29 protein-coding genes are annotated in these 25,955 nt (G+C 48.5%); 11 read left to right on the forward strand and 18 right to left on the reverse strand.

All coding sequences use genetic code 11. From position 1 onward, the window contains the following. Positions 1 to 162: 162 nt before the first annotated feature. Complete coding sequence (locus C7452_RS05245; RefSeq protein ID WP_115892454.1) at positions 163 to 528, reverse strand: hypothetical protein; 366 nt, start codon at positions 526 to 528, stop codon at positions 163 to 165. Between the two features lie 260 nt (positions 529 to 788). Here C7452_RS05245 and C7452_RS05250 point away from each other — a divergent pair, with 260 nt between their 5' ends. Beyond that, positions 789 to 1,220, forward strand: a complete 432-nt coding sequence (locus C7452_RS05250; protein ID WP_115892455.1) for a hypothetical protein — start codon at positions 789 to 791, stop codon at positions 1,218 to 1,220. A gap of 141 nt (positions 1,221 to 1,361) precedes the next feature. On the opposite strand, the gene C7452_RS05255 is transcribed toward C7452_RS05250, so the two are convergent. Together C7452_RS05255 and C7452_RS05260 are read right to left on the reverse strand one after the other, a co-directional pair. Continuing rightward, on the reverse strand, positions 1,362 to 1,886 hold the full coding sequence (locus C7452_RS05255; RefSeq protein WP_245942869.1) for a DUF6653 family protein: 525 nt from the start codon (positions 1,884 to 1,886) through the stop codon (positions 1,362 to 1,364). 89 nt (positions 1,887 to 1,975) lie between these two features. Then, positions 1,976 to 3,661, reverse strand: coding sequence for a sensor histidine kinase (locus C7452_RS05260; RefSeq protein WP_115892457.1), 1,686 nt, complete (start codon positions 3,659 to 3,661; stop codon positions 1,976 to 1,978). A gap of 542 nt (positions 3,662 to 4,203) precedes the next feature. Here C7452_RS05260 and C7452_RS05265 point away from each other — a divergent pair. Next, complete coding sequence (locus C7452_RS05265; protein WP_115892458.1) at positions 4,204 to 4,650, forward strand: hypothetical protein; 447 nt, start codon at positions 4,204 to 4,206, stop codon at positions 4,648 to 4,650. Positions 4,651 to 4,687: 37 nt separating this feature from the next. Continuing rightward, positions 4,688 to 5,197 carry a hypothetical protein gene (locus tag C7452_RS05270; protein WP_115892459.1) on the forward strand — a complete coding sequence of 170 codons (510 nt, stop codon included), beginning with the start codon at positions 4,688 to 4,690 and terminating at the stop codon, positions 5,195 to 5,197. 67 nt (positions 5,198 to 5,264) lie between these two features. Here C7452_RS05270 and C7452_RS05275 read toward each other — a convergent pair whose 3' ends face one another. From C7452_RS05275 to C7452_RS05305, 7 genes are all read right to left on the reverse strand, one after another. Next, complete coding sequence (locus C7452_RS05275; protein WP_147299767.1) at positions 5,265 to 6,758, reverse strand: hypothetical protein; 1,494 nt, start codon at positions 6,756 to 6,758, stop codon at positions 5,265 to 5,267. Between the two features lie 6 nt (positions 6,759 to 6,764). Continuing rightward, positions 6,765 to 7,778: a hypothetical protein gene (locus C7452_RS05280; protein ID WP_010875927.1), complete on the reverse strand. Its 1,014-nt coding sequence runs from the start codon at positions 7,776 to 7,778 to the stop codon at positions 6,765 to 6,767. Continuing rightward, entirely contained in the window at positions 7,768 to 8,376 is a 609-nt protein-coding gene (locus C7452_RS05285; RefSeq protein WP_115892461.1) for a 4Fe-4S single cluster domain-containing protein, read from the reverse strand. Before C7452_RS05285 ends, C7452_RS05280 begins: the two co-directional genes overlap by 11 nt. Before the next feature lie 67 nt (positions 8,377 to 8,443). Then, positions 8,444 to 9,043, reverse strand: a complete 600-nt coding sequence (locus tag C7452_RS05290; protein WP_147299768.1) for a formylglycine-generating enzyme family protein — start codon at positions 9,041 to 9,043, stop codon at positions 8,444 to 8,446. Next, positions 9,009 to 10,064, reverse strand: coding sequence for a hypothetical protein (locus C7452_RS05295; protein ID WP_170130298.1), 1,056 nt, complete (start codon positions 10,062 to 10,064; stop codon positions 9,009 to 9,011). Before C7452_RS05295 ends, C7452_RS05290 begins: the two co-directional genes overlap by 35 nt. Next, entirely contained in the window at positions 10,061 to 11,911 is a 1,851-nt protein-coding gene (locus tag C7452_RS05300) for an AAA family ATPase (RefSeq protein ID WP_115892464.1), read from the reverse strand. Before C7452_RS05300 ends, C7452_RS05295 begins: the two co-directional genes overlap by 4 nt. Positions 11,912 to 11,926: 15 nt before the next feature. Further along, positions 11,927 to 13,078, reverse strand: coding sequence for a hypothetical protein (locus tag C7452_RS05305; RefSeq protein WP_115892465.1), 1,152 nt, complete (start codon positions 13,076 to 13,078; stop codon positions 11,927 to 11,929). Positions 13,079 to 13,446: 368 nt separating this feature from the next. Here C7452_RS05305 and C7452_RS05310 point away from each other — a divergent pair, with 368 nt between their 5' ends. The 3 genes from C7452_RS05310 to C7452_RS05320 all read left to right on the forward strand — a co-directional run bounded on the left by C7452_RS05310 (position 13,447) and on the right by C7452_RS05320 (position 16,837). Next, on the forward strand, positions 13,447 to 14,139 hold the full coding sequence (locus tag C7452_RS05310; RefSeq protein ID WP_170130299.1) for a HEAT repeat domain-containing protein: 693 nt from the start codon (positions 13,447 to 13,449) through the stop codon (positions 14,137 to 14,139). A 248-nt stretch (positions 14,140 to 14,387) separates the two neighbouring features. Continuing rightward, positions 14,388 to 14,771, forward strand: a complete 384-nt coding sequence (locus C7452_RS05315) for a PadR family transcriptional regulator (protein ID WP_245942854.1) — start codon at positions 14,388 to 14,390, stop codon at positions 14,769 to 14,771. Further along, positions 14,768 to 16,837 (forward strand): Coenzyme F420 hydrogenase/dehydrogenase, beta subunit C-terminal domain, encoded by a 2,070-nt coding sequence (locus C7452_RS05320; RefSeq protein ID WP_115892467.1) that lies wholly within the window; start codon positions 14,768 to 14,770, stop codon positions 16,835 to 16,837. Before C7452_RS05315 ends, C7452_RS05320 begins: the two co-directional genes overlap by 4 nt. Before the next feature lie 10 nt (positions 16,838 to 16,847). Here C7452_RS05320 and C7452_RS05325 read toward each other — a convergent pair whose 3' ends face one another. Beyond that, entirely contained in the window at positions 16,848 to 17,291 is a 444-nt protein-coding gene (locus tag C7452_RS05325; protein ID WP_115892468.1) for a hypothetical protein, read from the reverse strand. 370 nt (positions 17,292 to 17,661) lie between these two features. On the opposite strand from C7452_RS05325, the gene C7452_RS05330 reads away from it, so the two are divergent. The 3 genes from C7452_RS05330 to C7452_RS05340 all read left to right on the forward strand — a co-directional run bounded on the left by C7452_RS05330 (position 17,662) and on the right by C7452_RS05340 (position 19,488). Next, positions 17,662 to 17,823, forward strand: coding sequence for a 4Fe-4S binding protein (locus tag C7452_RS05330; protein WP_115892540.1), 162 nt, complete (start codon positions 17,662 to 17,664; stop codon positions 17,821 to 17,823). An 8-nt stretch (positions 17,824 to 17,831) separates the two neighbouring features. Beyond that, positions 17,832 to 19,013, forward strand: coding sequence for an NAD(P)/FAD-dependent oxidoreductase (locus tag C7452_RS05335; protein WP_115892539.1), 1,182 nt, complete (start codon positions 17,832 to 17,834; stop codon positions 19,011 to 19,013). A gap of 220 nt (positions 19,014 to 19,233) precedes the next feature. Next, the gene (locus tag C7452_RS05340; RefSeq protein ID WP_115892469.1) at positions 19,234 to 19,488 is read left to right on the forward strand and encodes a hypothetical protein; all 255 of its coding nucleotides are present in this window, start codon (positions 19,234 to 19,236) and stop codon (positions 19,486 to 19,488) included. Between the two features lie 275 nt (positions 19,489 to 19,763). Here the strand turns inward: C7452_RS05340 and C7452_RS05345 are convergent, their stop codons facing one another. Both C7452_RS05345 and C7452_RS05350 read right to left on the reverse strand, forming a co-directional pair. Further along, complete coding sequence (locus C7452_RS05345) at positions 19,764 to 20,549, reverse strand: UbiA family prenyltransferase (protein ID WP_115892470.1); 786 nt, start codon at positions 20,547 to 20,549, stop codon at positions 19,764 to 19,766. Next, positions 20,543 to 21,283, reverse strand: coding sequence for an ATP-binding protein (locus C7452_RS05350; protein WP_245942855.1), 741 nt, complete (start codon positions 21,281 to 21,283; stop codon positions 20,543 to 20,545). Before C7452_RS05350 ends, C7452_RS05345 begins: the two co-directional genes overlap by 7 nt. A gap of 44 nt (positions 21,284 to 21,327) precedes the next feature. On the opposite strand from C7452_RS05350, the gene C7452_RS05355 reads away from it, so the two are divergent. Then, the gene (locus C7452_RS05355; RefSeq protein ID WP_010875912.1) at positions 21,328 to 21,783 is read left to right on the forward strand and encodes a YbhB/YbcL family Raf kinase inhibitor-like protein; all 456 of its coding nucleotides are present in this window, start codon (positions 21,328 to 21,330) and stop codon (positions 21,781 to 21,783) included. Between the two features lie 178 nt (positions 21,784 to 21,961). On the opposite strand, the gene C7452_RS05360 is transcribed toward C7452_RS05355, so the two are convergent. Further along, positions 21,962 to 22,570, reverse strand: coding sequence for an acyltransferase (locus C7452_RS05360; protein WP_245942856.1), 609 nt, complete (start codon positions 22,568 to 22,570; stop codon positions 21,962 to 21,964). A 146-nt stretch (positions 22,571 to 22,716) separates the two neighbouring features. Here C7452_RS05360 and C7452_RS05365 point away from each other — a divergent pair, with 146 nt between their 5' ends. Next, entirely contained in the window at positions 22,717 to 23,766 is a 1,050-nt protein-coding gene (locus C7452_RS05365; protein ID WP_245942857.1) for an ATPase, read from the forward strand. A gap of 12 nt (positions 23,767 to 23,778) precedes the next feature. Here C7452_RS05365 and C7452_RS05370 read toward each other — a convergent pair whose 3' ends face one another. The 4 genes from C7452_RS05370 to C7452_RS05385 form a co-directional block, all read right to left on the reverse strand. Continuing rightward, positions 23,779 to 23,919 carry a DUF3096 domain-containing protein gene (locus C7452_RS05370; protein ID WP_162828722.1) on the reverse strand — a complete coding sequence of 47 codons (141 nt, stop codon included), beginning with the start codon at positions 23,917 to 23,919 and terminating at the stop codon, positions 23,779 to 23,781. Positions 23,920 to 24,080: 161 nt separating this feature from the next. After that, positions 24,081 to 25,487 carry an argininosuccinate lyase gene (argH, locus tag C7452_RS05375; protein WP_115892474.1) on the reverse strand — a complete coding sequence of 469 codons (1,407 nt, stop codon included), beginning with the start codon at positions 25,485 to 25,487 and terminating at the stop codon, positions 24,081 to 24,083. Between the two features lie 8 nt (positions 25,488 to 25,495). Next, positions 25,496 to 25,651, reverse strand: a complete 156-nt coding sequence (locus C7452_RS05380; protein ID WP_010875907.1) for a 30S ribosomal protein S27ae — start codon at positions 25,649 to 25,651, stop codon at positions 25,496 to 25,498. Continuing rightward, positions 25,652 to 25,954: a 30S ribosomal protein S24e gene (locus C7452_RS05385; protein WP_010875906.1), complete on the reverse strand. Its 303-nt coding sequence runs from the start codon at positions 25,952 to 25,954 to the stop codon at positions 25,652 to 25,654. Between the last annotated feature and the right edge of the window lies 1 nt (position 25,955).

A 25,955-nucleotide genomic window follows, 5' to 3' on the forward strand; every position in this document is an offset into this window, starting at 1 on the left:
TCAGGGAAGCCTGAAGGTGGAGGCCTAATGAGGATGATGAACTTCGTAATAGTTCTCTATTACGAACGTGTGGTCCTGGTACGCCATTTAATAATATTGAAATGAAGGTTTCTCCAGGATTATCCCTGTAAATAATAATTCACCTGGCGGCAGATTCTCTGGTTAATCATGGTAGCACCCTGCACTGGGGTCCCATGAGTCATATTCCGAGAAGTACTGTCCTGCATCCACATCATAGTACCAGGCCACCCATCCATGGGTGATTTCATCATCATATAAATAGTAGACCGGGCCCCGTATGCGATGGCCTGGTGCAGCCCCCGGTGGGCGGGCTGAGTCTGTCCCGGAATCCTCCCCCATATCCACCGAATAATCTACAGCAGGTTTCCTATTGAGGGTATCACTATCTGATGATATGGGTGAATCCCCTTTGTGTTGAACATCTTCGAAAAGTATTCCTGCAGTGAAGGCCAGAGCCCCCACCATGATGAAACATAACACAAGAAGAACCTTCGCTCCCCTATCCAAAAAATCACCCCGTATAACATAAACTGGGTTCATGGAGCAGTGCTGTTTGAGCAATTTATCCACGCATTCCTACCAGCAGATTCCCTGTCTTCACCAGGACGTCCCCTGATCCATTCACGGTCCTGATACCTGGTTTATGTATGTAGAATCCTCATTCAGCGCCTTCGATATAGTATTGATTATGGACTATTACTATATATTAAAGTTTTTTTATATTATCATCAGAGGTGCTTCAATATTTTGATTCAGGGGGAATATCAGTGGATAAACTCACAAAAATATTGATTGTAGTTTGTCTTGTTCTCTTTGGGGCGCTTTCATTTATGACGGGTATGATGCTCAACGTTGAGGTGGATTCACAGAATAATTCCTTCAGTTATGATGGTAACACAATAAAGAACCCGACCTCATCCAATAACGAAAGCATGTACAGAATCAAGCCAATGCCAGAGAACTGGGTGGATCAATCAAGGTGCCCCTACTGTGGGGCTCCCTTCTCGTACAGTTATGATGTTCCATGGTACGAGAAGGATGGAATAATGTACGAAAAAAGATACAGGGAATATGAGTGCGGGCATATTATTTTCATGGGAACTGATTATGTGCGGATATATCTATGGGACGAAGAGTCCCGGCAGGAAATCCGGGAAGAGGCCAGGAAGTATCGGGGAAGACCTCCTAAAGCCATCTAATCCAATATCAGATTTTTAAACTCCAGATCTCAGAGTTCCGGTTAGTTTTCTGTCCCGGATTCATGGAGAACTATTAAATTGGCTGCTCCGTATTCATGAAATATAAGAAAAAGCCAGAAAGTTGTGGAGAACAGGCAACCATCAATAGAGCCAGTCCCTGTATTCAGGGGTTTCCTTCATGTCCTGGTACAGCCAGACCATCCTGTCAAGGTACCAAAGCTTGCCAAGGTAGACCATTGCAAATCCCGGAAAGAGCGGCCACACCTCCAGGCGGTAGACACCCCAAACAATGGGAACCGTCCCGGTGGCTGCTATGAGGTTCAGTATGACCGGGACCCTCCTGTGATGCTCTGGTACAGGGATCCTATCACGGTTCAACCAGACCCTCTCACCGAGAACCGACCTGGATGCCCAGCTGTCCGTAGATTCCGGTCTTTTAAATATCCTGGGATTCAGATAGGTCCAGAGGACCGCTAGGGTTACCGGTATGATAGCCCACCAGCCCAGCCACTCCCTGCTCCAGAACGCTGCAACAAGAAGGGGCAGTGCCGTGAGCCTTGTCCAGACACTCCATGGATTTGCATGCCTCAACCATGTTTCCTCATCCATCCGGAAGGCCGAGGATATTCTCTCCTCAAGGGTCATATGGATCTCTATGGAGTTCATTCCTATCAAATGTTTCCCCCGCTCAGATACAGTTACAGTACATGTCAGATGCCAGCCACCGTATTCCATTCACCTCCATGATTTAACTGCTAGGTCCTCTCCCTGTACTGGAGTTCCCTGAAGGGCACCACTATCTCCGTCCCCCCTTTCTCCTCATCTACAAGTATCTTCAGGTCACCCTCAAGCTGCTCCACAAGGATCCTTACAAGTTTCAGGCCGGTGCCGTCCCCCTCCCCACTGAACCCAATGCCATCATCTGCAAAGCGCATGTGGTACCCTGATTCCCCCTCATCTATCTCAATGTGGACCTTTCCCTTCCCCTCAGGGAATGCATGTTTTATGGCATTTGTCACAAGCTCATTCACCATGAGGCAGAGGGGCATTGCTGTTTCAAGGTTGAGTCTGAGGTCAGCCCTGATATTGAATCCCACACCATGTGCACCCAGCAGGGATTTGAGGTGCTCTGTCATCCGGGAGATGCATGATTCAATGTGTACACTGCTGTAGCCATCAGTGCTGTAGAGTGACTCCTGTATTATGGTCATGGCCCTCACCCTGGTCTGGGTAGCCAGGAGCGCCTCCTTCACCGGGCCATCTGCATCCTGAAGCTGGATGTTTATGAGGCTTGTGATTATCTGAAGGTTGTTCCTGACCCTGTGCTGGAGTTCCCTCAGCAGCGCATCCTTCTCCCTGAGGGATGACCGCAGGTCCTCCTGTACCTCCACAAGCCCGCTTATATCCATCAGGGATATGATCCCACCATCATCCAGGGGTATGGCCCATCCCGTGAAGTACCTCCCACCTGACCTGATGGTTCCTATGGGCTGTGGAAGATCCTTACCATCCAGGTTTTCCCTCCACAGCCTCCTGAGGTCCAGTTCCAGGTTCTTCATCGCGGTGTTGCTGTGCAGGACTTCCCCGTTACGGTCCAGGACCGCCACCGCCTCCTCAAGGTTATCCACAACCTTCCTGAAGAACCTCCACATCCTCTGGCTTTTCCTCTGATTTTTTATTCTCTCATAATCCACCACGTTGAGTTTGTAGGCTGTGAAGGTTATTATTACAATTAAAAGTGCCAGGTTCAGGGTGGCCAGGAAGACATCAGCAGAGAATGGGATGTGGCTGCTGCCGCTGATTACTATGAATGACGTGAGGGTCAGGGACCCTATCATGACAGGTATCAGCATCCGCCCGGTGTAGCCCCCGATCCTCCCTGAATAGAGTGGCTCCACAACACCATGGGATGGGTGGGTGCTGAGGAGACCTATGGCCAGGAACACCATCATTGCAGCAGAGGTTATGCATGCCCTGAAATGTGGCTCTGTTTCCGTAATCCCTGTGATGTCTGATAGGAAGAGTGCATATGCCACTGTACCTGCAGTGTAACTGATTATCTGGGCAGCTGAGTATTTTTCAATGAAAAAAAGGATCACTGCAGTGGAGTATGATATGATTATCATGGATGTTACTGTCCATGCCTGAGGGTGGAGGGGTTGGCTACCTCCAGAGAACTGAATGGCCAGGACCATCAGTGATAGAACGAGGGATGTTACTTTCCTGGAAGCCTTCAGGGCGAGTATGGCGGCGGCCAGGAGAATGAAGCTTATGAATATGGTCGGGTCCCTATCAAGGAAGGGTCCAACCTGGGGTGTCTGGAGTGCCCCGGTTAACCATAGAATCAGTGCCATGACAGATATTGTGAGTACAGAAATGCTCATTGAAAGTGTTATCTTTTCATCGAGGGATTCTGGTCTTAATAAAGCTGCAGAGCCCATTTCAATCACCTTTCTGATCTATAAACATGATATAATAAATATTTTTTCGAAAAAATCTTTAAATGGAATATCTGGGGGAACTGCCAGGATAATAACCATTTTAAGGCCTGCCGGGCGGAGATCCGGTGTTTCATGTCCGGCGAGTACCTGCTTCTTATGTAACTCAAAGGTCACGGTTACATAAGAAACACGTTCAGCAGCAAAAAACCTGAGTTCATGGTCATTTAATTGTGATCTGACTGCAACCAGAAAGTTACTGCAGATGGACGGGCGGGAAAATAACGGATAAAGAATCTGAAGTCTCAAAGATAGAAACAGAAGAGAGAATGATTCCAGATAATGTAAGTTATTTTTTTAAATTTCAATTTATAAGTTAAAAACATTTTTTTGGATTAGTCAGATTCAATAATTAATTATGGGTTAATTAAATTGACATCTAAATTTCAAATAGAAACTTTTAATTATATAGACATTCAATTATACTGTAATTATAGAGCAAGTTAATAATAAAACAGAACAGTTAATGAATAAGGTGATATAATATGTCTTCAGATGATGACGGAAAAACTGGTAGATTACGTGGATGGTGGAGTAAAAGGAGCAGTTACAGCAGAAAGGGCATCATAATCCTCGGCATAATACTCTGGGCATACTTCACATATTCACTGGGTTACAGCGAGGGGGTGGACTCTGCCATAGAATTTGACGAAGAAAGATTTCAGCTGAATATCGTAAATTACACCATAAGTCCTGATCCTGACGGTTTTTGCACTATCACCGTTGAGATTCAGAACAACTATGAAGAACCCGTGTCTGTTGATGGTATCAGCATAACTGGTTTTAACTCAAGGGAAGATCCTTTGTATGGGTGGGCTTTTGGGGGTCCTGTACTCAAGCCCGGTGAGAAGACCAGAATCAAAGGGACCATCTTTGAGGAACATCCCCAAAATTTTACTGTTGGACTTGAAACACAAGCACACATTTTTTAGAGGACTTAAGATTTGATTGACTTAATAAGGTGATTTAATGTCTTCAGATGTTGATGATGGAAAAACTGGCAGATCAAGTGGATGGTGGAGTAGAAGGAGTACCTTTACAAAGGCAACCCTGATCATAATACCCTTACTAATAGTGGGATTCCTCAGTTTTATGTTGGGTGATATTAATGGGTCGTCAGATGTCTATGATGTCCTCCACGATAAAGCCCAGGCAGAGGTGCTCAACTACACGGTCCTCTCAGATTACAGCGGATACCCTGTTGTGAGAGGGGAGATCCAGAACAGATACAGCTCAGCCATGCAGATCGATTATGTCTGGGTCAAGGGATTTAACAGGGATGGAGATCTCATAGGCATGGGAAGGGCTCAGGTATTCAGAGGGTCATCCCGCATAGAAACCCTGGGACCAGGTGAAAGGGCCTATTTTGAAACAACAGACTGGGCCTTCGATGAGGGCTACGGACCTGAGGATGTGGTATTCTTTGGTATCACGGCCCGTGGTAACCTGTTAACTCCATCAGGAGAGCTCTGCACTTGAAATGGATGGTGAGCTGATATCCCTTTTTTTATTTTTCTTATATTGTCCATTCAGACTATGAAGACACTCAGTGCCTCCTGAATAACCCTGATATCATCATCTTCACTTTATTCAGATTTATGATGTCAGATCCATCTTCAAGATCATCTGCGGACTCACTTCCAGATACAGAGAATCCAGAGTTATTTAAAATATCAAAAAGATCCTCCCTCTCCTCCAGTAAAGCTTTAAAATCCTCATCATCCCTCAATAAGTCTTTAAGTGATTCATTTTTCATCAAAAGACCGGTTCCGATTAGATATGCGAATATATGGCGGCGTTCCTCAGAATCAGATTCCATGATTTCGTCACTGATATCAGCACCATCCCATAACCTCTGAATGATCCTCAGAATCCTGCTCCTCTCTGTGACCTCCCCTGGAAGTTTTATGTCCTCCTCAGTGAGATAACCATCAAGAACCAGTGACTCAATGAAACCTGCCATGGAATCACATGATGCGCCCTCAATGAGGAACTCCAGCATGGTCGCCGGAGGTAAATCAGGATCAGTGAGGGTCATGCCAAAGACTTCCTGGAATTTTCTCCTGAACTGCCCCTCAATGGGGTCCCTGTTGATGTAAGAAAAGTTTTCCAGCTGGGGCATTACCTCCTCAACTGAGGAGGGTGGTTCCATGGAATCAACCAGGAGCGACAGCCGGTAGGCTGCATTGATATCCTCCTTTGAAACTCTTTCATCACAGTTCTCCAGCCATCTCTCATAGGTTGAAACGGGATGTAAAAGCCCTGCTGATTCGCCCGGGCAATCAACTGTTCGGTTATACAGGTCAACAGAAACAGGGTTCCCTCCATAGGGCATTTCCTCCTGGAATCCGAGTATTTTAAGGGGATAATGGTAGAGGCTGCCCCCATCAAAGGCTGAATCCCATCCAAGGTTGACCTTCAGTTCATCCGGGATGTAGAAGAGAACCTCATCCAGCAGTTCTGATACATCAGAGGGTTCACCGGCTAAAAGCAGAGGTGGGCAGTCCCTGATCCCTGAAGCCATCTTAAAAAGGTATGATGTTATCTTCAGTTTAAGGTCATCGGACAGTGGGGGGCGCATATCCCCGGGGGGAGAATAACCTGAAATCTCTATAGCCTCAATGTTACCGCTATTCCTGTCAACGATTCCTGAGTTTAAAAGGTCTTCGATCCCATTAAATACATGGCCTTTCACGATATCAAAGAGTTCAAGGGGTGTTTGAGCCATCATCCAGATTTCAGGCGGGAATAAAAATCCATGGCACAGGAAGAGGCCTCCCCTCCCAAAGACATCCCTCTCCTCAGGAAGGTCAGTGAGGTAAAGGATTGCAAGATAATCCATATCATCTATCTTCCTGTAAAAAACCGTTAATTTATCTCTAAAGCCATCTATCTGTGGCTTGTGTATCATTCTCTCCATTTCATAAAGGTCTTCCCTTGAAATAAGATCCACAGGATAGAAGACTGTGTGAAAATCCCTTATATTCCATGGAGATTCTTCAGGTGGCACCTTGGTGTATACAAACTGGTATATTTCCATGAACACCTACCTCCTCCTGATTTTGCCAATAAAACTCCTGACACCCTGTGCTGATTCACGGGAGCATGCGCTCCTCATTGCAAAGACGAGTGGATTGATGACCCCCTTTGGGTGCTCCGGTTCAAGTTTCGTGACCAGGGTATCCCCCACTGGACTGGCACCTGTTGATGAGATCAGTGTATACTTAACACCTTTAAAATTGTTTTCAGCCAGATTAACAAATCCTCCACAGCCCTCACTTCTCAGCCATTCCCTTATCCTCTCAGAATAGTTATCAAGGGCACTGAATCTGGCCTCCAGGTCATCATTCATCCACCAGTTACATGAAGATTCGTTTAAAAATTTATGGAGGTCCTCAGGGAGGATGTCAATCTCATCGGCCTTTGTCAGAAGCACAACCATTTCCTGCTTATCTGAAAGGTCAACATGCATCTTCTCATAGACCCCCCTTATGTATATATCAAGGAGACGCTCCATTTCAAAACTCACATCACCCATATCACACTCACCAAGGCCGCTCTCACTGAGGCTTATGAGAAAGAACACCGTGTCGGCATGGGCAACGAATCTTCCCATATCGGTTATCTTTTCGGCGCTTTCATAAACCCTTCCCGCCGTATCATAGAAGCTGAGGAAGATGTCACCCATGGATGGAACATTCTGCAGATGTATGAGGGCGGGTCTGGGAAAATTTTCAGGTGTGCTCGCTGGAAGCCTTGAGTTTTCAAATTTCCTGACATCTGAATATTTTATTTTATGGGTGTGGTCATCACAGGTGCGCCATGAGAAGTTCCTCCATATATCCCTGTTTGAAAGGACCCTCAGGGTATAAAAGAGGCTTGTAAGATAAACCGTCTTTCCGTGACCCGTGAATCCGACAAGACCTATCCTGGCCCTTGAGTTAAGGGGGTCAACATAATCCTTTGGGAGTGCCTCCTGACATTCCCTGCAGCAGTAGCCGATCCCCGGTTTGAGTTCAGGTCTGGTCTCATTCAGGCAGTAGGGACATCTAAGATCCATCACCCAGCCTCCTTCTGAGTTCCTCCCAGAATTCAACATCAAAGATTCCGGTCATGTAAACACCATCTGCACCTACTTTGAGTTCAGCTTCCATTTCAGAACAGGCCATCACCCTGTCCCTGAATTCAGCATAGCGTTCTGTAAGAAAATAAACATCCTGATTTGTGCTTCCACGCCAGAGCAACGGCGCACTCTTTTCCTCAACGTAGGGGCCGTCTATGAGCACATCTACAAATTCAAGGAGCTCGAGCCCGCCCTCTATGTTCCCTTTAAGGATTTCATCCATTTCATATCCTGTGAAGCATACCACTGTGAGGCCCATCGACTTAACAGCCCCGGCAAGCTTCACCAGCTCCATGGCCTGGGCGAGGGGTTCGCCACCGGTGAAGGTCACCCCCTCTATTTCATCCCTGAGGTCCCTGATCATATCAACCAGCCGGGCAGTTTCAATGAGATGGCCGCCATCCTCATCATGGAACTCCGGATTCAGACACCCCCTGCAGCGAATGGGACACCCCTGAAACCATATGACAAACCTTCTTCCAGGACCATTAACCCTTGAGGATATAAGAAACCTGCCAACCCTCAGTTTACCCATAATATACCTCCATGATTCCAGTACAGATTCAGTACCTCCTCAACCATGACGTAGAGATGCACCACCATCATCCCCTTACAACCCTGAATCCAATCATGCCCTGAACCATGTCCATTTTAACCTCCTTGAGTTCTTCTGGGGCCCATGTATTTGGGAGAAGGCCGTGAAAGGGTTTTCCAGCGACTCTATTCTCAATTCCATGGATCCTCTCAAAAATTCCCTCCCTCATAAGGGGACAGAGACCGGCTTCCAGCCAGTGAAGAACCGGCTCCGGGGATCTACCATTGCAGATCATTTTAAGAGCAGGGGATACTTCAGCTATACCCTCAGATAGTTCAAGAAGGGCCTTCCATTCATCCAGGGTGGGCAGTCTGTATTCAGGTCCGAGGTAGCCGAGGAAGTCCTCAATAACATCAAGATCCAGACCCGTGATGAATAACTCCCAGACCCTATCACCCGGGTTCCTCCAGCTCCTGCGGGGATTCAATTCCAGGACCCCCCTGTACCACTCATCGGTGTAGTCAGAGCCCTCATCATCCACAAGGAAACGTTCAAACTGGTACTTGCTGACAGGGAACAGGCCGATGGAATGATCCCAGCTGTCCAGCTGGATTAATGGAAATCCTGTTCGATCAAATACTATAGAATAATCCGAATAGATCATCATCAACCCTCTCGTATGGTGCCACGTCCTTCAGGTACTCCCATCCACCATCATCCTTCAGACGGTAAATCTTACCCTCCGAGGTTATTATCTTCCCATCCTCCAGGGGATATGCATGGGCGTCTGCCAGTGAAATGTATTCATCTCCCCTGAAGAGGATGCATCTGCCTGCGGGAAGTCCCCTTAAAATCAGGTCCCCGGAGGGGCATGTCATGGTATCAAAGGCGTGTTTTTCACCGCAGCTGGGGCATTTGAAGTCCCTTTTCTCTGTGGCGGATCTGATGATGTCCCTCAGATCATCAGGGATCTTATTCCATTTCTGATCAAACCAGGGCCTTTCCTCCTTAAAACTTACCCTCTCTGTCAGTGACCCCCTCTGACGTCTTATATTGAGTTCTGGAACTTTGTCCTTACAGATTGCTGCAAGGTGGATTTTTAAAGGCTCAGATGATGGTTCAATATTCAGGAGGAAGTCCCCATCCCTGAACACTATCTCTGATGATCTGAATGGCTCAACACTGTAATGCAACGGGACAAAGCCATCACCGGAAACAAAAACCTCGGTAGGCTCATTGTTTAGGAGGGGAGCTATCTGGAGGTTGATGTTTGATCTGCCGATAACCCTGTAGGGGCCTTCAATGTCCCCATCACCCATGTTGATGAAGACCAGCCTCTCAGGGACATCTGTACCCTCCCAGTCCTCAATATCAATGGGGACCCGTGATGAAACAAGGATTATGATACCTGTGAATTTTTCCTCATTGAGTTTCTCAAGGACCGGGTTTATTAGAAGGGGTCTGTTCCTGCCCCTGCTGAGACATCGCGGACCATCTCTCCGGAGGTCCCCGGAGGTTCTGATGGCTTCGTGTTCCCTCTGGCCAGGGAAGTAGACCCTGTTAACCCTCCCCGGGAAGGAATCGATAATTTCAGCTGAAACCTTCATTATATCCTCCCAGAGGACCGGTGATGGCTCAAGCACAAGGACCAGGGGCGTTGTCAGGTTCACCTCACAGTAAAGGTTCATGATCTCCGGCATCTGATTACATCCCCATCAACATATACTTCGAAATTTATATCTGACATTCCCCTCTCCTCTGCAAGGAGCAGCTGGTCAGCCACTATGTTCCCTATTTCATCTTCAAGGGCATTTACAAGACCTCTGCCCCCGAACTCTGATATTGAATCTCCATACTTCTCAAGGAAATATCCTGTTAATCCTCCGGAGAGGTGGAGCCGGTGCCCCCTGCCTGCGAATTTGTCGCGGAAGTTCTCTGAAATGTCCTTGAGTTTGTTTTCAATTATGTTCACCTGGTAATCCGATTTTTTCAGGTAGTTGAAGGCTATTATATGTGAACCTATTCTGTTAAGAAGTTCTCTTCTTGATATCTCATGCATGAAGAACTCTCTAACACTGCGCGTGAAGTGTTCCCTCACCCTTCTCTCCCTTTCAGAGTCAGAGAGATCGCTGTCATTTATTATTTCATCAAGTTTCCTCTGTTCAGATGTGGTGTTTCCCCTGCTGTCCACGGTTCTGGTCCCGATGTTGGATGTGAATATTATCACGCTCTCTGTGAAGAAGACCGTCTGTCCCCTGCTGTCTGTGAGGCGTCCATCATCAAGGATCTGAAGGAATATATCCATTATCTTGGGGTGAGCCTTTTCGATCTCATCAAAGAGGATGACCGAGAATGGTCTGTTCTTTATGGCGTTGGTGAGCTGTCCTCCCTGTTCATATCCAACATAACCTGGAGGAGAACCTATGAGCTTTGATACTGTGTGTTCTTCCTTGAATTCACTCATGTCAAACCTTAAAAATGCTTCCTCTGTATCAAACAGGTACTCTGCCAGTTTTTTGGCCAGGAATGTTTTACCAACACCTGTAGGCCCTGCGAAGAAGAACGTTGCCTTTGGTTTTGATTGTCCCCCCGATGAAAGGCCCACGACACCTGAACGTGCCTTCTTTATTGCATTCACTATCTCCCTGACTGCATGATCCTGTCCGACAACCCTCTCCAGAAACCAGTTCTCTGCCGAGTCCAGAAGCCCCTTTGGAGGCCCTGTGAGTGGTATCCTGCTCCATGGATCCTCTTCGGTACCTATACGGTACCTGTTAACTATTTTTCTCAGCATTGAAGAGGAGACTTCCTGGTTCTCATCAATTTCTTCCAGGACGTCGCTGAGGATGTTTTCGAGGTCCTTCATGTAGAGGCCCTCTGTGATGTTGGAGAGTAAGTCTATCTGATCGGATGGGATGCTTGCTGAGGCCAGTGTTGTGGAATAGTAAAGGTGTCTCTCTGCTCTGTCAGGGAGGGGTATCTCCATCACTGCTACACGGGGCGAGTTTGTATAGTACTCAACCGGGATCATCGTGTCCCTGAGGGCGATCATTATGAGGCGGTTGTTTTCAGATATGTTCTCTATTATCTTCTGTATGAGCGTCACAAGTTCTGCTGTGGGTTCAGAGTACATTCCATCTGGAGCGTAGCCTGTGATCTTGTCGATGTAATTTATAATAAAGATCTTTTTCTCATCAATGGAGGTTATTTCGTCCTCCAGCCATCTGTGGAGTACGTCACTGACTCTGTCCTGGCTTTCGGTTTTCCGTATCTCTGGCTGGTCCCCATTGAGTGGTGTGATCCTTTCAAGTGACCATATGGGAGAGTGACCCCTCCCTTCATGGTCAAAGAATGAACCCCAGCTCACTGTCTTATCGTATCCAAGTTCCTTGCCGGTCCTGTTGATAAGGTCTGTGAGGCCCCTGACGAGGTTTCCTTCCTCGGTGAGGTATGCGGTGTCCCTTATGTTTCCGTGGATTATGAGTACCTCTTTCTGATTCAGCAGTCTTTTAAGGTTATCCTGCCATACTGCCATGGATCAACATCTCCATCATATCCTTCTCATGCGACTTTCTGGAAGCCTCTTTGCTTTTTTCTCCTTTAAGGCTGGTTTATTCCTGGGTCCTCCCTGGTTCCCTTCGAATTTTGTCCGGATACCATATTCCTGGAGTTTCTCTGAGAATTTGTCGAACTGTTCATAGCAGGCTCCATCTTCAGCTGAAAATGGTGATTCAACATCTATTCTGTCCATGGTAAGTGAAAAGCGCATCTTTCCCGCGGAATATGATTTCAGCTCATATATGAGGGGGCTGGATGGGTCCTTATCATCCTCAAGGTATGGTTCTGAAACTTCCTTCCAGCCCATCCTTTCAGCGACCTCTTTAACGGAAGAGAGGACATGCCTGCGCATCCTGTCGTTTGATTCGAGTTTCTCGGCTTCCTCGATGAGGTCTCTCAGTTCATCTTCAAGACCTGGAATCCTGGTTTCGGCCCCGCTGAAGTCCTCTCCTTTCACGGCCTCCATGGCCTTCTCAATCTTCTCCCTGAACCTCTCTGAATCCGAAGACTTCCACTTCTCAAGGAGTTCCCCTGCGCCCTTAAATGCTGCATCGATACTCTCAAGTTCTGAAATTAACTTTGCTTCCTTTGAAAGGGTCTCGGCTTCTTTAATGAGACTCTTTAATTCATGTTCAAGATCAGCGGCCCTGATTTCGCCCCCGCTGAAGTCTCCCCTTTTCACGGCCTCCATGGCCTTCTCAATCTTCTCCCTGAACCTCTCTGAATCTGAAGATTTCCACTTCTCAAGAAGGTCCTTTTTCCAATTAAATCCTGCATTGATACTCTCAAGTTTTAACATGACCCTCCTTTTCCTTCTGGCCTTAACCTTTATATCGACCACGGTCCCCAGCAGTTCCCTGGCCATCTTCTCAGTACGTTTGAGGTCACTCTCAATTTTCTGGAGTTCGTTGCTGTTCATCGTGCTGTCGATATATACATCCGTGGCCCCATTAATCCAGGATTTCACCCCTGCAATTTCAGGAGACCTCTTCCATGCCCCATCAGGAATTTCATCCAGGTTTCTCAGTATCTCCGACTTCAGACCCTCAATCCTGGTCCTTGAACTGGCTATACCCGATAATGCCATCTCCCTTGCCTGAATCTCCCTTTCAAACTCAACCGGCGAGAATTTAAGTCCACTCATAGAATCACCATAAATTAACTGAACCACATTATGGTATGATTATACTTTAATTGTTTTTAACTTTATTTATAAAATGATGATTAGTTAACTTTATTAGATGAATGAAATTTAATCTAATCATCACACTGTAAAAGTTGAGGGTGGTGTCTATGGAAGGAGAGGATACCTGCGCTGGTTGTCTATTTCTGATTGTAATCCTTTTTGTATCCTATCTAATAATATCATGGATAGGTGTGTGGGGTTATCTGGCCCTGATAGCCATCATTGTTCTCTTATTGTTCTTGGTAGGTATTTCAGGCTCCTCTGATCAGCAGGAGCCTTCCGGGACCCATGCTTCCGGTAAAACAGTGCCGCCCATAAGTGGTGATATGATCGCCCTGAATGGCTTGAGGGACGGGCTTGACCCTGAGAGCCCTGAATACGGGGATGTAATTAAAAAGATTACCGGATACCTCAGGGACTCCTCTGATCCAGAGGTGAGGGCCAGGGCCGCTGATTACCTTGGAGAGACAGGGGACGCCGTGGTCCTTGATGCACTGAGGGAAGCCCTCAACGACCCCCATGAAACTGTCAGGGTAGCTGCCAGGAGGGCCATCGAGAGACTGAAGAAGGCTCAGAGGCCCCTGAAGGATAATTACGGGACACTGATATGCGGGAGGGACCTCTTCAGACCAAAGAAGATCCGCACCCGGGAGGGCCAGTTCGTGGTCTGCCGTGTCTGCGGTCACTCAAAGTTCCTTGAGGATGGTGTAAAGGAGGTTGTGGGTATAATCGGTGATGCTGAATACTCATGGAGACAGGAAGACAGGTTATTCATCAGCATGTGGGATGAGAAAACAAAAAATGCGAGAAACGCAGACATCGACACCCTCTGGATCACCGAGGCAGATGACCTTAACTATGGCTGGGCCATAGATGCTGTATATCAGAAACTCCAAAATGATGTGACAAGGGCAAAGCCAATCAGCGAAATACCTGTGATCATAAAGGGTGTCCCTGAACTATCTGAAGAAGAAATTGAAATCCTCCAGAACTTTGGAGGAATAAAAAATGGGATCTGATGAGATTCAGGATCCCTACACGGGTGTCCTATCAGCTGTTTCTGATACCTTCTGGATTGGCTAGCATCTGCAGATGTAACGCCCTCCTTCCTGGCCATCTGATTCTTCAGGGTCTCAAAGTCCCTGCGGTAATAAGCTGATGGTGCGGTGATCTCTGCAGAAGCTCCATAGGCTGCAGCATCCCCTGAGATCCCGGTTTCTGGTGAAGGCACTCCCTGCATGACAAGATTTATATACTGTGTGGTACAATGTACTGTGTGCAGCACATAGATGTGCCATATCATGTGAGGGATCATCCAATGAGCAGTGTCTGTGAAAGATTTGAAAGGGAGCTGAGGCGTGGCGCAATACAGCTTGCAGTGATCTGTCTACTTGAAAATGAGAGATACGGATACGAAATTGTTAAAAAACTCAAAGAATCCGGATTTCGCGTCGAGGAAGGAACCCTATACCCCCTCCTTAGAAGACTTGAAGGGGAGGGGATCCTCAGCAGCAGGTGGAGCACAGACGACACACGACCAAGGAAATACTATACTGTGACAGATTACGGGAAGAGAGTCAGAAAAAAGTGGCTTGAACTCTTCAGATCAATAAACAGGTCCCTTGAAGACCTTACGGAGGTTGATCAATGAATAAGGTTGATGAATTCATAGCAGCTGTGACCAGAAGGATGCCCCCTGAGGAGAGGGAGGAGGTTGCACGTGAACTGGAAACACATATACTTGACAGCGCAGAGGCGATAGCAGCCAGCAGAAAAACCGGCGTGAATGAGGATGTGATCCTGGAGGCCATTTCACGTATGGGATCCCCCGAAAAACTTGCGAGAATGTACCCATCAATCAGGAAATGGAGACTGGAGGGAATCGTCGATGGTGGGATCTGTGCAAGGTGCGGGACCTGTGCAGTGATATGTCCCAACAACATCCTGACATTCAATGGCAGACCCGAACTAACAGATGAATGCCTGAGAAATGGTCACGGGATGTGTTTCGAGGTATGCCCCCGGGTGTCATCAGGCAAATACCAGATAGGGATACGGGAAAACTTCAGGGAGGAGATCCTCTACGGGAGGGGCACTGCCAGGGGGCAGGACGGTGGAGTGGTAACCTCCTTCCTGAGGTACCTCATGGAGAATGACCGGATAGACGGCGCCATAGTTGTGGGTCATGAAAAATGGAAACCAGTATCGCTGGTTGTCCAGAGCGCAGATGACCTCGAAGCAACGAGCGGTTCAAAGTACAGCATATCAACCCTTGAAGCACTTAAAACAGCATCAGAACTTGGCCTTGAGAGTGTGGCGGTTGTTGCGCTGCCATGCCAGATCAATGGACTGCGTAAGCTTCAGTACTTCCCATACCTTGCAAAGCATGACCCTGAACTTGGAAGGAGCGGCAGACCCGTGAAGCTCCCCGAGATAAGGTACCTCATAGGCCTCTTCTGCACAGAGAAATTCGAATACACTGACCTAAGGGAGGCACTCGTGGATGAGGGCATTGATATCAGCGACGTCAAAAAGTTCGACATCAGGAGGGGTGAAATGGTTGTCCATCTCGATGGAGGCGAACTCACCATTGAACTCAGCAGGATAGGGCTCTGTGATGGCTGCAGGCTCTGCAGGGACTTCGATGCTGAACTTGCAGACGTCTCCATAGGCTCTGCCGGAAGCCCTGATGGGTACTCAACCGTCATAATAAGGACAGATAGGGGTGCTGAAATCAGGGAGGCCCTGGATCTGCTGGAGGGCGCAGACCGGGAGGCCATCGAAAGGCTGAGGAAACTGAAGCTAAAAAGATTCAGAAGGGAAATTGAGAAAAGAAGAGAAAACGGTGATTACATATCCTTCTACTGGACCTCAGATCACCCCGGGGTCTCAGAGAGGGCTGATGGAACATACTTCATAAGGATAAGGGCACATCCAGCCGGATGGTACAGCCCCGACAGAATCAGGGACATCGTTCAGGTGGCAGAGAAATACGGTGCAAGGATCAAAATCACCAACAGGGGATCCTATGAACTCCACGGGATAAATGGCTTTGACGTTGAAGACGCCGTCAATGAACTGAACTCCGCAGGGCTCCTCACAGGTTCAGAGGGCCCCCTTGTAAGGGCAACCCTCGCATGTCCGGGTAAGGAGAACTGTGGAAGCGGGATCATAGACACAGAGGAGATCTGCACCGCAATCGAGGAAAGGTTCAGGGAGAGACCAGCCCCCTACAAATTCAAGATAGCTGTAAGCGGATGTCCTAACAAGTGCATGAGGCCCCAGATACATGACATTGGAGTGGTGGGTGTCGAATTTCCCGTAACCTCTGAGGATCTCTGCAATGGCTGCGGAAGATGTGAAGAGGTCTGCAAGGTTGAGGCAGTCAGCGTAAGGGGGGAGACATCCTACACCAGCTATGACCTCTGTGTGGGCTGCGGGAAGTGCATAAGATCATGTCCGCACAGCGCAAGGGAGGTTAAGGATAAGGGTTATGTGCTCTACATTGGCGGTAAAGCTGGAAGAGAACTCAGGGAGGGTCTGAGCATGCGCATTGATGATCCCGGTGAAATACTTGACTGCATAGATGCCGTCCTGGATGTGTACGGGAGGTACGCAGATAAGCCCCAGAGGGAGAGGCTTGCAGCCACAATGAAACGTCTGGGGGAGAATGAATTCATGTCGGAGGTCATGATGGTACTGAAACGGAAAAAATAAAAGAGAGGGTTTATGTTATCCTGACACTGCTGAGTATGGCCTCAAGGGTTGCAGTATCAGATAGTGGGCCCTCATACATGAAGGCATAGCCACTGGTCCTGCTGAGCTTCATGTAAACGAAGGTGGTGCGCGTTGTTGAGTCCGTGGCTGTTACCACTGCAGCGTTACGCCCTGCTATACTGCGTATCTCTGCAGATGTAACACCCTCATTTTTAGCCATCTGATTTTTTACTGTCTCGACGTCCTTGAGGTAGTAACCTGATCGTGCCGTGACCTTTGCAGCGGCAAAATCATGACTGCTGTTACCCACATAGACTATAACATCCTTTGAAATTCCGGGTTCCTTTGTGAAGGCACTCTGGGCATTCTCAGGGTTAAATGTCTCCCATGCCGCAGGATAGGTGAAGTTCAGTGTTCCGTCAGAGAAACTCTTATACTGGGGTTCCTCACTCACACAACCCTATACAAGCACCGTTGCGGCCACAAGAACCAGAAATAAAATCTTCTTCATGATTAACCTCCTTGATAATTAAGTTGTCAGTGACTGGATTTATAATTTTCGCGCAGGTTAACACGAGTGCTCCCATGTCCTATCAAGGCAGTAGCTGATGCCGGTCCCCCAATCAGAGACATGACATATCCCAATCAGAGACATGACATATAAACATAGGATGAGGCAGTTCCCGCAAACAGAGCCATAACATATAAACATATAAATACTCCTCCAGTGAAAGATTAGGAACTATAAAGGGTTAACCCCAAAGTATAAGCAACCCCATGATAAAAGATTCATGATCTGAAGAATTGATTTTAGGTTGATAACCATGAAGGTTAAGGAATGGTGTATGTTCTGTGGGGAATGTGCAGGTGTATGCCCACGGAACCTCATAGAGGTTAGGGAGACATCCCTCAAATTCAGAGAGGATGAGTGCATGGAATGCAACATATGCATACAGGTGTGCCCGGTCAGGGCCCTTGAGAGGTGATCATCATGGTGACTGAAGTGGATGTACTTGTAATCGGAGCCGGGCCAGCCGGTTCAACCGCAGCAAAACATGCAGCCCTTGGAGGAGCCGATGTGCTCCTTATAGACAAGAAATCAGAGATAGGAGCCCCGAAGAGGTGTGCTGAGGGTGTGTCCATAGGGGGCCTTGAGTCCCTGGGTATAGAGCCAAACCCCCGCTGGATCACAAAGAAACTTGACGGTGTCCGCATGGTTTCACCAAACGGCACCGATGTATGGTTAACATCCGATAAGGTCGAGCTCCCTGAGGCAGGTTACATCCTTGAGAGGAAGGTCTTCGACAAATTCATGGCCATGGACGCTGCAAGGGCCGGCTCCAGGATAATGGTGAAGACCATTGCAACCGGCATGGAGAGGACCGATGACGGCTACCTTGTAAGTGCCGAGTGCATGGGAGAGAAATTTGAGATAAAGGCCAGGATAGTCATCGCTGCAGATGGACCCGAATCAAGGGTTGCAAGGTGGGCCGGCCTCAACACAGCCACAAGGCCGAAGGATATGGAGTCAGCGGCCCAGTTTGAGATGGTCGGTGTTGAGATGGAGGACAACAACTGTATAGAGTTCTACTTTGGAAGCGTTGCTCCTGGCGGTTATGCCTGGATATTCCCGAAGGGCGATGACATCGCCAATGTTGGTCTTGGGGTTCTTTCAACAGAGACCGATAAGAGCGCCTATGAGCACCTCCTTGAGTTCGTTGAATCATGCCCTGCCACCAGGAATGCGCAGCCGGTTGAACTCAACATTGGAGGTGACCCGGTTGGTGGCATGCCAAAGAAACTGGTGGCCGACAGCCTCATGGTTGTGGGTGACGCCGCAGGTCAGGTCAACCCCCTCACAGGTGGAGGTATAATAAGCGGTATGAAGGGGGGTATGCTCGCAGGCCAGGTTGCAGCTGCAGCTGTCTCTGAGGGTGATGTAACTGCCAGGCGGCTCGGTGAGTATGAGAGGCTCTGCCGTGAAGAGATTGGGGATGAGATATCAAAGTATCTCAAGGTCAAGGAGTACCTGCTTACACTCAGTGACAGTGAGCTCGACTCAATTGCAGAGGCCTTCCAGGACGTTGAATTTGAGAAGGTGAGCACCACCGAGCTTGTGAAGAAGCTCATAAAGGTTTCGCCAAAGGCTCTGCTCAAACTCGGAAAACTCTTCTAATAAAATTCTAATTTTCTTCATTTAATGACAGGAACATGAGCTGCTGTTAGTATTTCGCTGGCTGATAAACTGATCGGTTCCATACCCCCATACCCATGAGGACCAGTTTTCATGAATCCGTTTTTTAAGATCCTGGGATCTCCTGTGAGATGAAAACTGCAGATATTAAATAATAGGAAATAGAGAATATTACTATTAACAATAAAGGGGGTGATTGAAGATGGCATTTATCATGGAACCGGTGCTTACCATTAATTTTATATTCTGCATGATAATCCTGGTAATGGGATACCTGGGCTTCAGGAAACTTGAAAGTCCGCTGCTCCTTTACATCGGAATAGCCTTCGGGTTATTTGGAGTATCACACCTGGCCCAGCTGGCAGGATACCCAAGTGGTGCGGTGGCACTTATAATAATCCGGATCATAGCTTACCTGCTGGTCATTTTCGGCATTTTTCAGGCAATAAAAAGTTGATTGAGCCGGGAATCTCAAAGGTTTAATAAGAGTGAGTTGCAGGGTTCCTCCAGACACCCGCATGCAAATTCTGCTGGGGGATCCTCAAGGAAATTTTCAGAGCGCATTTCACTGAATGAAGGGTTCTGAACTCTTCCAAATATTAGTTTTTTTGCATATCTGGCTGCAGATGAATTTCATCACCTCTCCAGAAAAATCAGGACCTTCCTGAATAGAGGGCTGGAGAGATAACCTTTAACGCCCACAACCCTGAAAATCCTGAATGATAATGAGGATCACCTCAGGAAGAGGAGCACCAGTATGCATATTATGTATATGGTCACAAGAACCCTGTGATAGATCACATCGGCCACCTCAACCATGCGCTCCCTGTCCCGGAAGTTTGAGAGATAGAGGGGTACCGTTGCAAGGAATGGTGGTACTATGACCAGGAGAATCTGGAGGATGCTGATATACCCCGAGAGGTAAGAGAGGGCGAGTAAAATGCAGAATGCCGTGGACACCAGAGTTGTGAGGCCACGCATCTCCTTGTACATGAGGTATGTCCCCATACCCGCCAGGTACATGAGCACATATACTGGTACAGGTACCATCAGGAGACCCCCTAGGAGTACAGCGGCAGATGCAAGTCTCAGGACGGTGTTTGTTGCGGTGCTTGCAAGGGGGGCGATGACAGTATCCTTAAGCCTTACAGGTGGCAGTGTGTACAGGAACTGGTTCAGGACCATCAGAAGGAGTATCAGACAGAATACCCTGTCCAGGAGACAGGCACCAGCAAGGGACACCAGAAGGAGGATGCCCACAAAGAGCAGCACCTTCCGGGGATCAACATGGTTCTCTATGAAGGGCCTCTTCCTCTTCATCCTGTCCCTTCTATCATTATCAATGTCTGTGAGGTCATTCAGTGAGTAAAGGGCCCCCCAGAGTAATGTGACAAGGAGTAGCCCGGCAAGGAATCTGAAGGGGTCTGCAGCCGATGCATAGGTGAGTGCAAGGAGGTACATGTGGATGTTCTTGGCGCCCCAGCTCATCCTTGTTGAACGAAGGAGTGTCCTCAGCATGATCTCAGCTTCTCCAGTATGATCCTTGGTCTGCAGCCGTAGAGGTCAATCAGTCTCTGGATCTCAGATTCATCAGCATCAAGGTGGGCCCTTATAATATTTAAGGTTTCCTTTCTGCTGTAATCTATTTTCACCGCCCTGAAGGGGATTGAAAGTGTATGAAACAGGAGAGAAGAAATAACCGGGATATCAGTGAAGAGGTCATACTTTTTACCCCTGAAGTAAAACCTCCATGCTGTCTGAAAGATGATGTTGACCTCCGCAAGGATCCTCCTGTTTTTGAGGTACTCCCCCGCACATTTAAGGTAAAACCTGAGTGGCTCCAGGCCCCCATTTCTGGTCCACTGGCTGAAACCGGAGAAGCTGGAGAATTCATGGCTGTCATGGAACCTGTCAGCGAAGAGCACGGCATCAAATTCCTTTAACCTCCTGTAGAGATCAGCCCCGGTATCTGCACCCAGCTCCTCCTTCATCCCCTCCATCACATGATGGAAAACGTCATCTGCACTCAGATCCGGGGATTCAAGTTTGCATGGAACCTCATATACGTGCAGCTCTGCCTCCCTTATGGCCCTGTAAATGTTGGCCGACTTACCTGTCCCCGGCGCCCCCACAACGTGGAGTATCTCACCCCGCACATCCTTCATTTGCCTGATGATCTCCAGGAGGCGCCGGTATGGTTCCGTCTCTATGAATATATTATTATCATCTGCCGAGTTAACCTTGTAATCCATAATAATAATTAACCCCCTCAAACATATAACTGTACGGTGATGGTATGAACCTCAAGACCCATGCATTCAATGACCGTGGAAGGATACCCTCAAGGTACACCTGCGATGGCGAAAACATTTCCCCACCCCTATCCTGGGATGGGGTTCCAGGGGAGGCCAAATCCCTTGCACTGATATGTGACGACCCGGATGCACCGTCAAAGGTCTGGACCCACTGGGTCATATTCAACATTCCCCCTGACTCCACCGGCCTGGAGGAGAATGTCCCGGATGCTGGAAGGCTCCCTGATGGTTCAGTCCAGGGCTACAATGATTCAGGGACCCTCGGATACAGGGGGCCGTGCCCGCCTTCAGGTGTTCACAGGTACTTCTTCAGGTTATACGCCCTTGATACCGTCCTTGACCTGGAGCCCGGGGCCAGTAAGGAGGATGTCCTGGAGGCCATGGAGGGCCATGTGCTGGGTGAGGCGAAGCTCATAGGGCTCTACCGGCGTGGTTAAATGGAGTTTCAGGTTAATCTGCAGAGAGACGGTGGCTGTAGATACAAGGAGTCCAAGACCTGTTTCAGTACTGCAGATGAACCTTAAAATAGAATCCAGAGTAAACATTTCTTTTTACTGAAGAACCATCAGCTCTAAATAGTTCATTTAATGGGCTGATGGTATCGAATCACAGGCCTCAGATGTTATTGGGGACCCTCAGCTTCGCCGGGAGGGCCTTTATACGTGCAGGTGCACCTATTGCAAGGGACCATGGTGGGACGTTTCTTGTTACCACCGCTCCAGCAGCCACCATGGCGCCCTCACCGACCTCAATCCTTGACAGGAAGGTGGAGTTCGCACCTATGGATGCACCCTGCCTTATTATTGGGCCCCTCAGCTTGTACTTGACCCTTATGGGGTAGCGGTCGTTGGTGAAGCATGCGCAGGGGCCTATGAACACATTGTCCTCTATGTAACTGTTCTTGGGCAGGTAAACATTCGACTGTATACTCACATTGCTACCTATCTTGGAATGACCCTCGATGACCGTGTTTGTACCTATGAGAACATCATCGCCTATGGTCGTTTTCTCCCTTATGAGGACATTGTGCCCCGTCCTGAGGTTATCGCCTATGGTGACATCATTGTATATGACGGTGTTTGAGCGGAGCAGGGGGTTCTTGCCTATAACAGGGGGTTTGCTGAACTTCTTATAGCCATAACCCACAATTATATTCTCACTTTCCCTTTTATAGCCCCATTCCTCTTCCTGGTCACCAAAAAGAAGACTTCTTATGTTTGGCATCTCAGCATTCATCCCCCGACGAGATTTTTCAGGTTGATCCGCTGCCTCAGTGGCAGTTTTTTCTTTACCAGCCGACATCCGGGTTTCCAGTCACTTACTGCACAATCCCTATATTAATATTGACAGCGCCCATAATATATTTTGTGTTGAACTGGAATCCTCCAGCTGATACTGTTAATGCGGGAAGTATGCTCATGGATGCAGATGAACTTGCAGGGATGATAAGGGATATCAGGAAGGATATAGGGCATGGAGATGCGGATATACGCATAGTGGATGTTGTCCTCGATGAGAAGAGAGACAGCCTCCTGATCGTTGCACCTGATCGCTCTGACAAGTCGGCCATAATAGGTAAGGGCGGCTGGGTGGCCGGTAGGCTGAGGGAGAAACTGGGAGTAGGGAGGGTCCATGTTGAAGCAGAGACCGACATCATCATAAGGAGACACAGGGTCGGCCTTGCCCTTGAGAGGATCAGTGAACTTGAAGGATCCTTCAGGGTCCTGAAAATACTTGAGGAAGCCCTTAAAATGCGCATGGAGTATCCATCAGGCCTTGAATTTCTCCTTGAGCTTTCCAGATCAGGTGCCGATGGTCCCGAGGTGGCTGTGGCACTATCGGGTGGGGTGGACAGTTCATTCTCCCTCATAGCCGCGGTTAAACTTGGACTGAGACCCTTTGCCCTCACAGTTGACCCCGGCACCATAATACTGCCAGGTCACGTCAGGAGGTCTCTTGAGGAACTCTGCAGCCTCCTCGGTGTGAGACACGAGTACATAGGTGCAGAGCTGGGCGATATCCAGAGCGGGGCCCTCGATGGGAGGTTCCACCCATGTGGGCGCTGTTCAGGACTGATTGAGAGTACTGTTATGGATAAAATAAGAAATATGGAAATTGACACCGTAATATTCGGTGACCTTCTCTCCACTGGCTATCAGTCGGTCAATGTGGACGATGGCATTCTTAGGGTCAATCTGCCGGCCCTCTTCGCGGCTTCAAAGCAGGAGGTTAGATCAGTGGCATCTCTTCATGGTGTGAGGTCCTCAATGAACTTCGGCTGTCCACTACTGGGGGAGGTTCACCGCAGGCACCCCCATCTCAGGCGCTACTCCATACAGAGGGTCCTGCGGGAGACAAGGGCAGGTGTCCTTGAACCGGGCGAGGCCCTTGACCTTATCTGGAGCATCTGCAGTCCCTGAATACGCTCACCCTCAGCCAAATATCTTGAGTACCCCGTAGATTATGAGGAAGATGCCAACGAGGTAGCCAACCAGCTGGGGGTAGATTATCATCAGTATACCTATCAGCACTGCAAGAAGTCCCACTATTCTGTTTTCGTTTTCAGATTCCATGTAATAATTATTTATCAAAAAGGATATATAAAAATTTCTGGGAAACTGTCAGGAAATTCCCTTAACCCCAATTTACGGGAACCTCCAGGAAAGGTCAATAACCTGCCTGAAAGTGCGGGGAGCATGAAAAAGAGTTATTTAATCCCGTCAGGGAAACTTCCTCATTTCCTCTCAGATTCAATGAAGGACTTCATCTCCTCAACCGCAACCCTGACCATCTCAGGGGCGGGTCCTCCAGGTATCCTCCTCATCCTGACGTTCTCAAGGGGATCAAGGGCCTTCTCAACAAGTTCAGGGTCAAGTTCAAGTTTCCGTCCGGTGACCTCCAGGCTGACCTCGTCAAGGTAAACTGAATCCACGTCACCGGGTGCGAGGCCGTCCTCAATGGCCCTTGTAACAAGCCTTCCCACTATCCTGTGGGCCACCCTGAAGGGTATCCCCCGCTCACGTACTATGATGTCTGCAAGGTCTGTGGCTGTTGCGAAGTTGGCACCTGCAAGTTCAAGGGCCCGGTCCCTGTTAACCCTGATGCCGAGGAGCATTCCCCTGACAACCCTGATCATTGAGAGTACCGTGTCGACGGCCCTCCAGAGGTGGGGTGTTACCTCCTGCAGGTCCCTGTTGTAGGTGTAGGGGAGTGCCTTCATGATTCCAAGGATGGTTACAAGTTCTCCCTGGACGGTGGATGTCTTTGCACGGGCTATCTCAGCCACATCAGGGTTCTTCTTCTGGGGCATGATGGATGATGTTGATGAGAATTCATCAGGTATCTCCACGATACCGAACTCGTGGGTGCTCCAGAGTATCATCTCCTCTGAGATCCTGCTGAGGTTCACTGCCAGCATTGAGAGGTCGAATACCGTCTCTGCTATGAAGTCCCTTGCACTGACGGCGTCCATGGAATTTTTCATGTAATCTGAGAACCCGAGGAGCCGGGTCGTGAGTTCCCTGTTTATGGGGAAGCTGGTTGTTGTCATGGCAGCGGATCCCAGGGGGTTCTGGTCAACCCTCTTAAGGGTATCCTGGAGCCTCTCATAGTCCCTCCTGAGGGAGCTGGCGTAGGCCATGAGGTGGTGGCCTAGGGTTGTTGGCTGGGCATGCTGAAGGTGGGTGTAGCCCACCATGACGGTTTCGGTGTGATCGAGGGCAAGGTCTGAGATACTGTCAATAAAATCAAGGAGTTCACGGCTTATTGTCCTTATCCTCTCCCTGAGGGCCAGTCTGAGATCGGTTGCGACCTGATCGTTCCTGGATTTGCCTGTGTGCATGAACCCTGCTTCCTCTCCGATCCTGGCCGTTACATAGTTCTCAACGGCCATATGGATATCCTCCACTGATGGGTCCATGTCAAGGGCCTCTATACCCTCCTCCCTGAGGCTTTCAAGGGCATCTATGATTTTAGCGGCCACTTCCTCAGGGATTATGCCCTCATGGGCCAGCATGCGTGTATGTGCCATGTTACACTCAATGTCGGCCTCAAATATGTGGTGATCAAATGTGAGGGATGATGTGAACTCCGCGGCCTCATCCTCCATCCCGCTATTCAATCTGCCAGCCCTCAGGTTCAAGTTTCCACCTATTCCCTGTTTTTCCATTCGGTGTATCCGCATTTACCGCAGGCGTACCTGTCCCCATGGTCTGCCATGAAGACACCGTTTGAGCACCTGACACAGAAGGGGTTCTTCCTGACGAGTTTACCGTCCTTGACCTCGTAGAGCTCAAATTTCTTCATCTATTCCTCCTCCTCTTCCTCTGATGCCTCAGTGTTCTTCTTTATCACGTGTTCGGGTTCTATCTCGGTGAGTTTCTCAGCTGACTCATAGATCTTGGCATAGCCGGTCGCCCTTGGCTCACCGAAACCCTGGTCAATTTTGTCAACCACGAGAAGATCCTTATCAGCGTCAAGCATTGCAACGAGTTTGTTCTTAACTTCAAGGACCTTTGGGGTTGATTCGCCCTCGTATAAGCATTCAAACCTTATCTCCTTCCTGTTTAAGAGTGGGTTTTCCTTTTCCTCGATTATGTTAATCTCCATT

This window comes from Methanothermobacter defluvii (assembly GCF_003385755.1).
Lineage (GTDB): Archaea > Methanobacteriota > Methanobacteria > Methanobacteriales > Methanothermobacteraceae > Methanothermobacter > Methanothermobacter thermautotrophicus.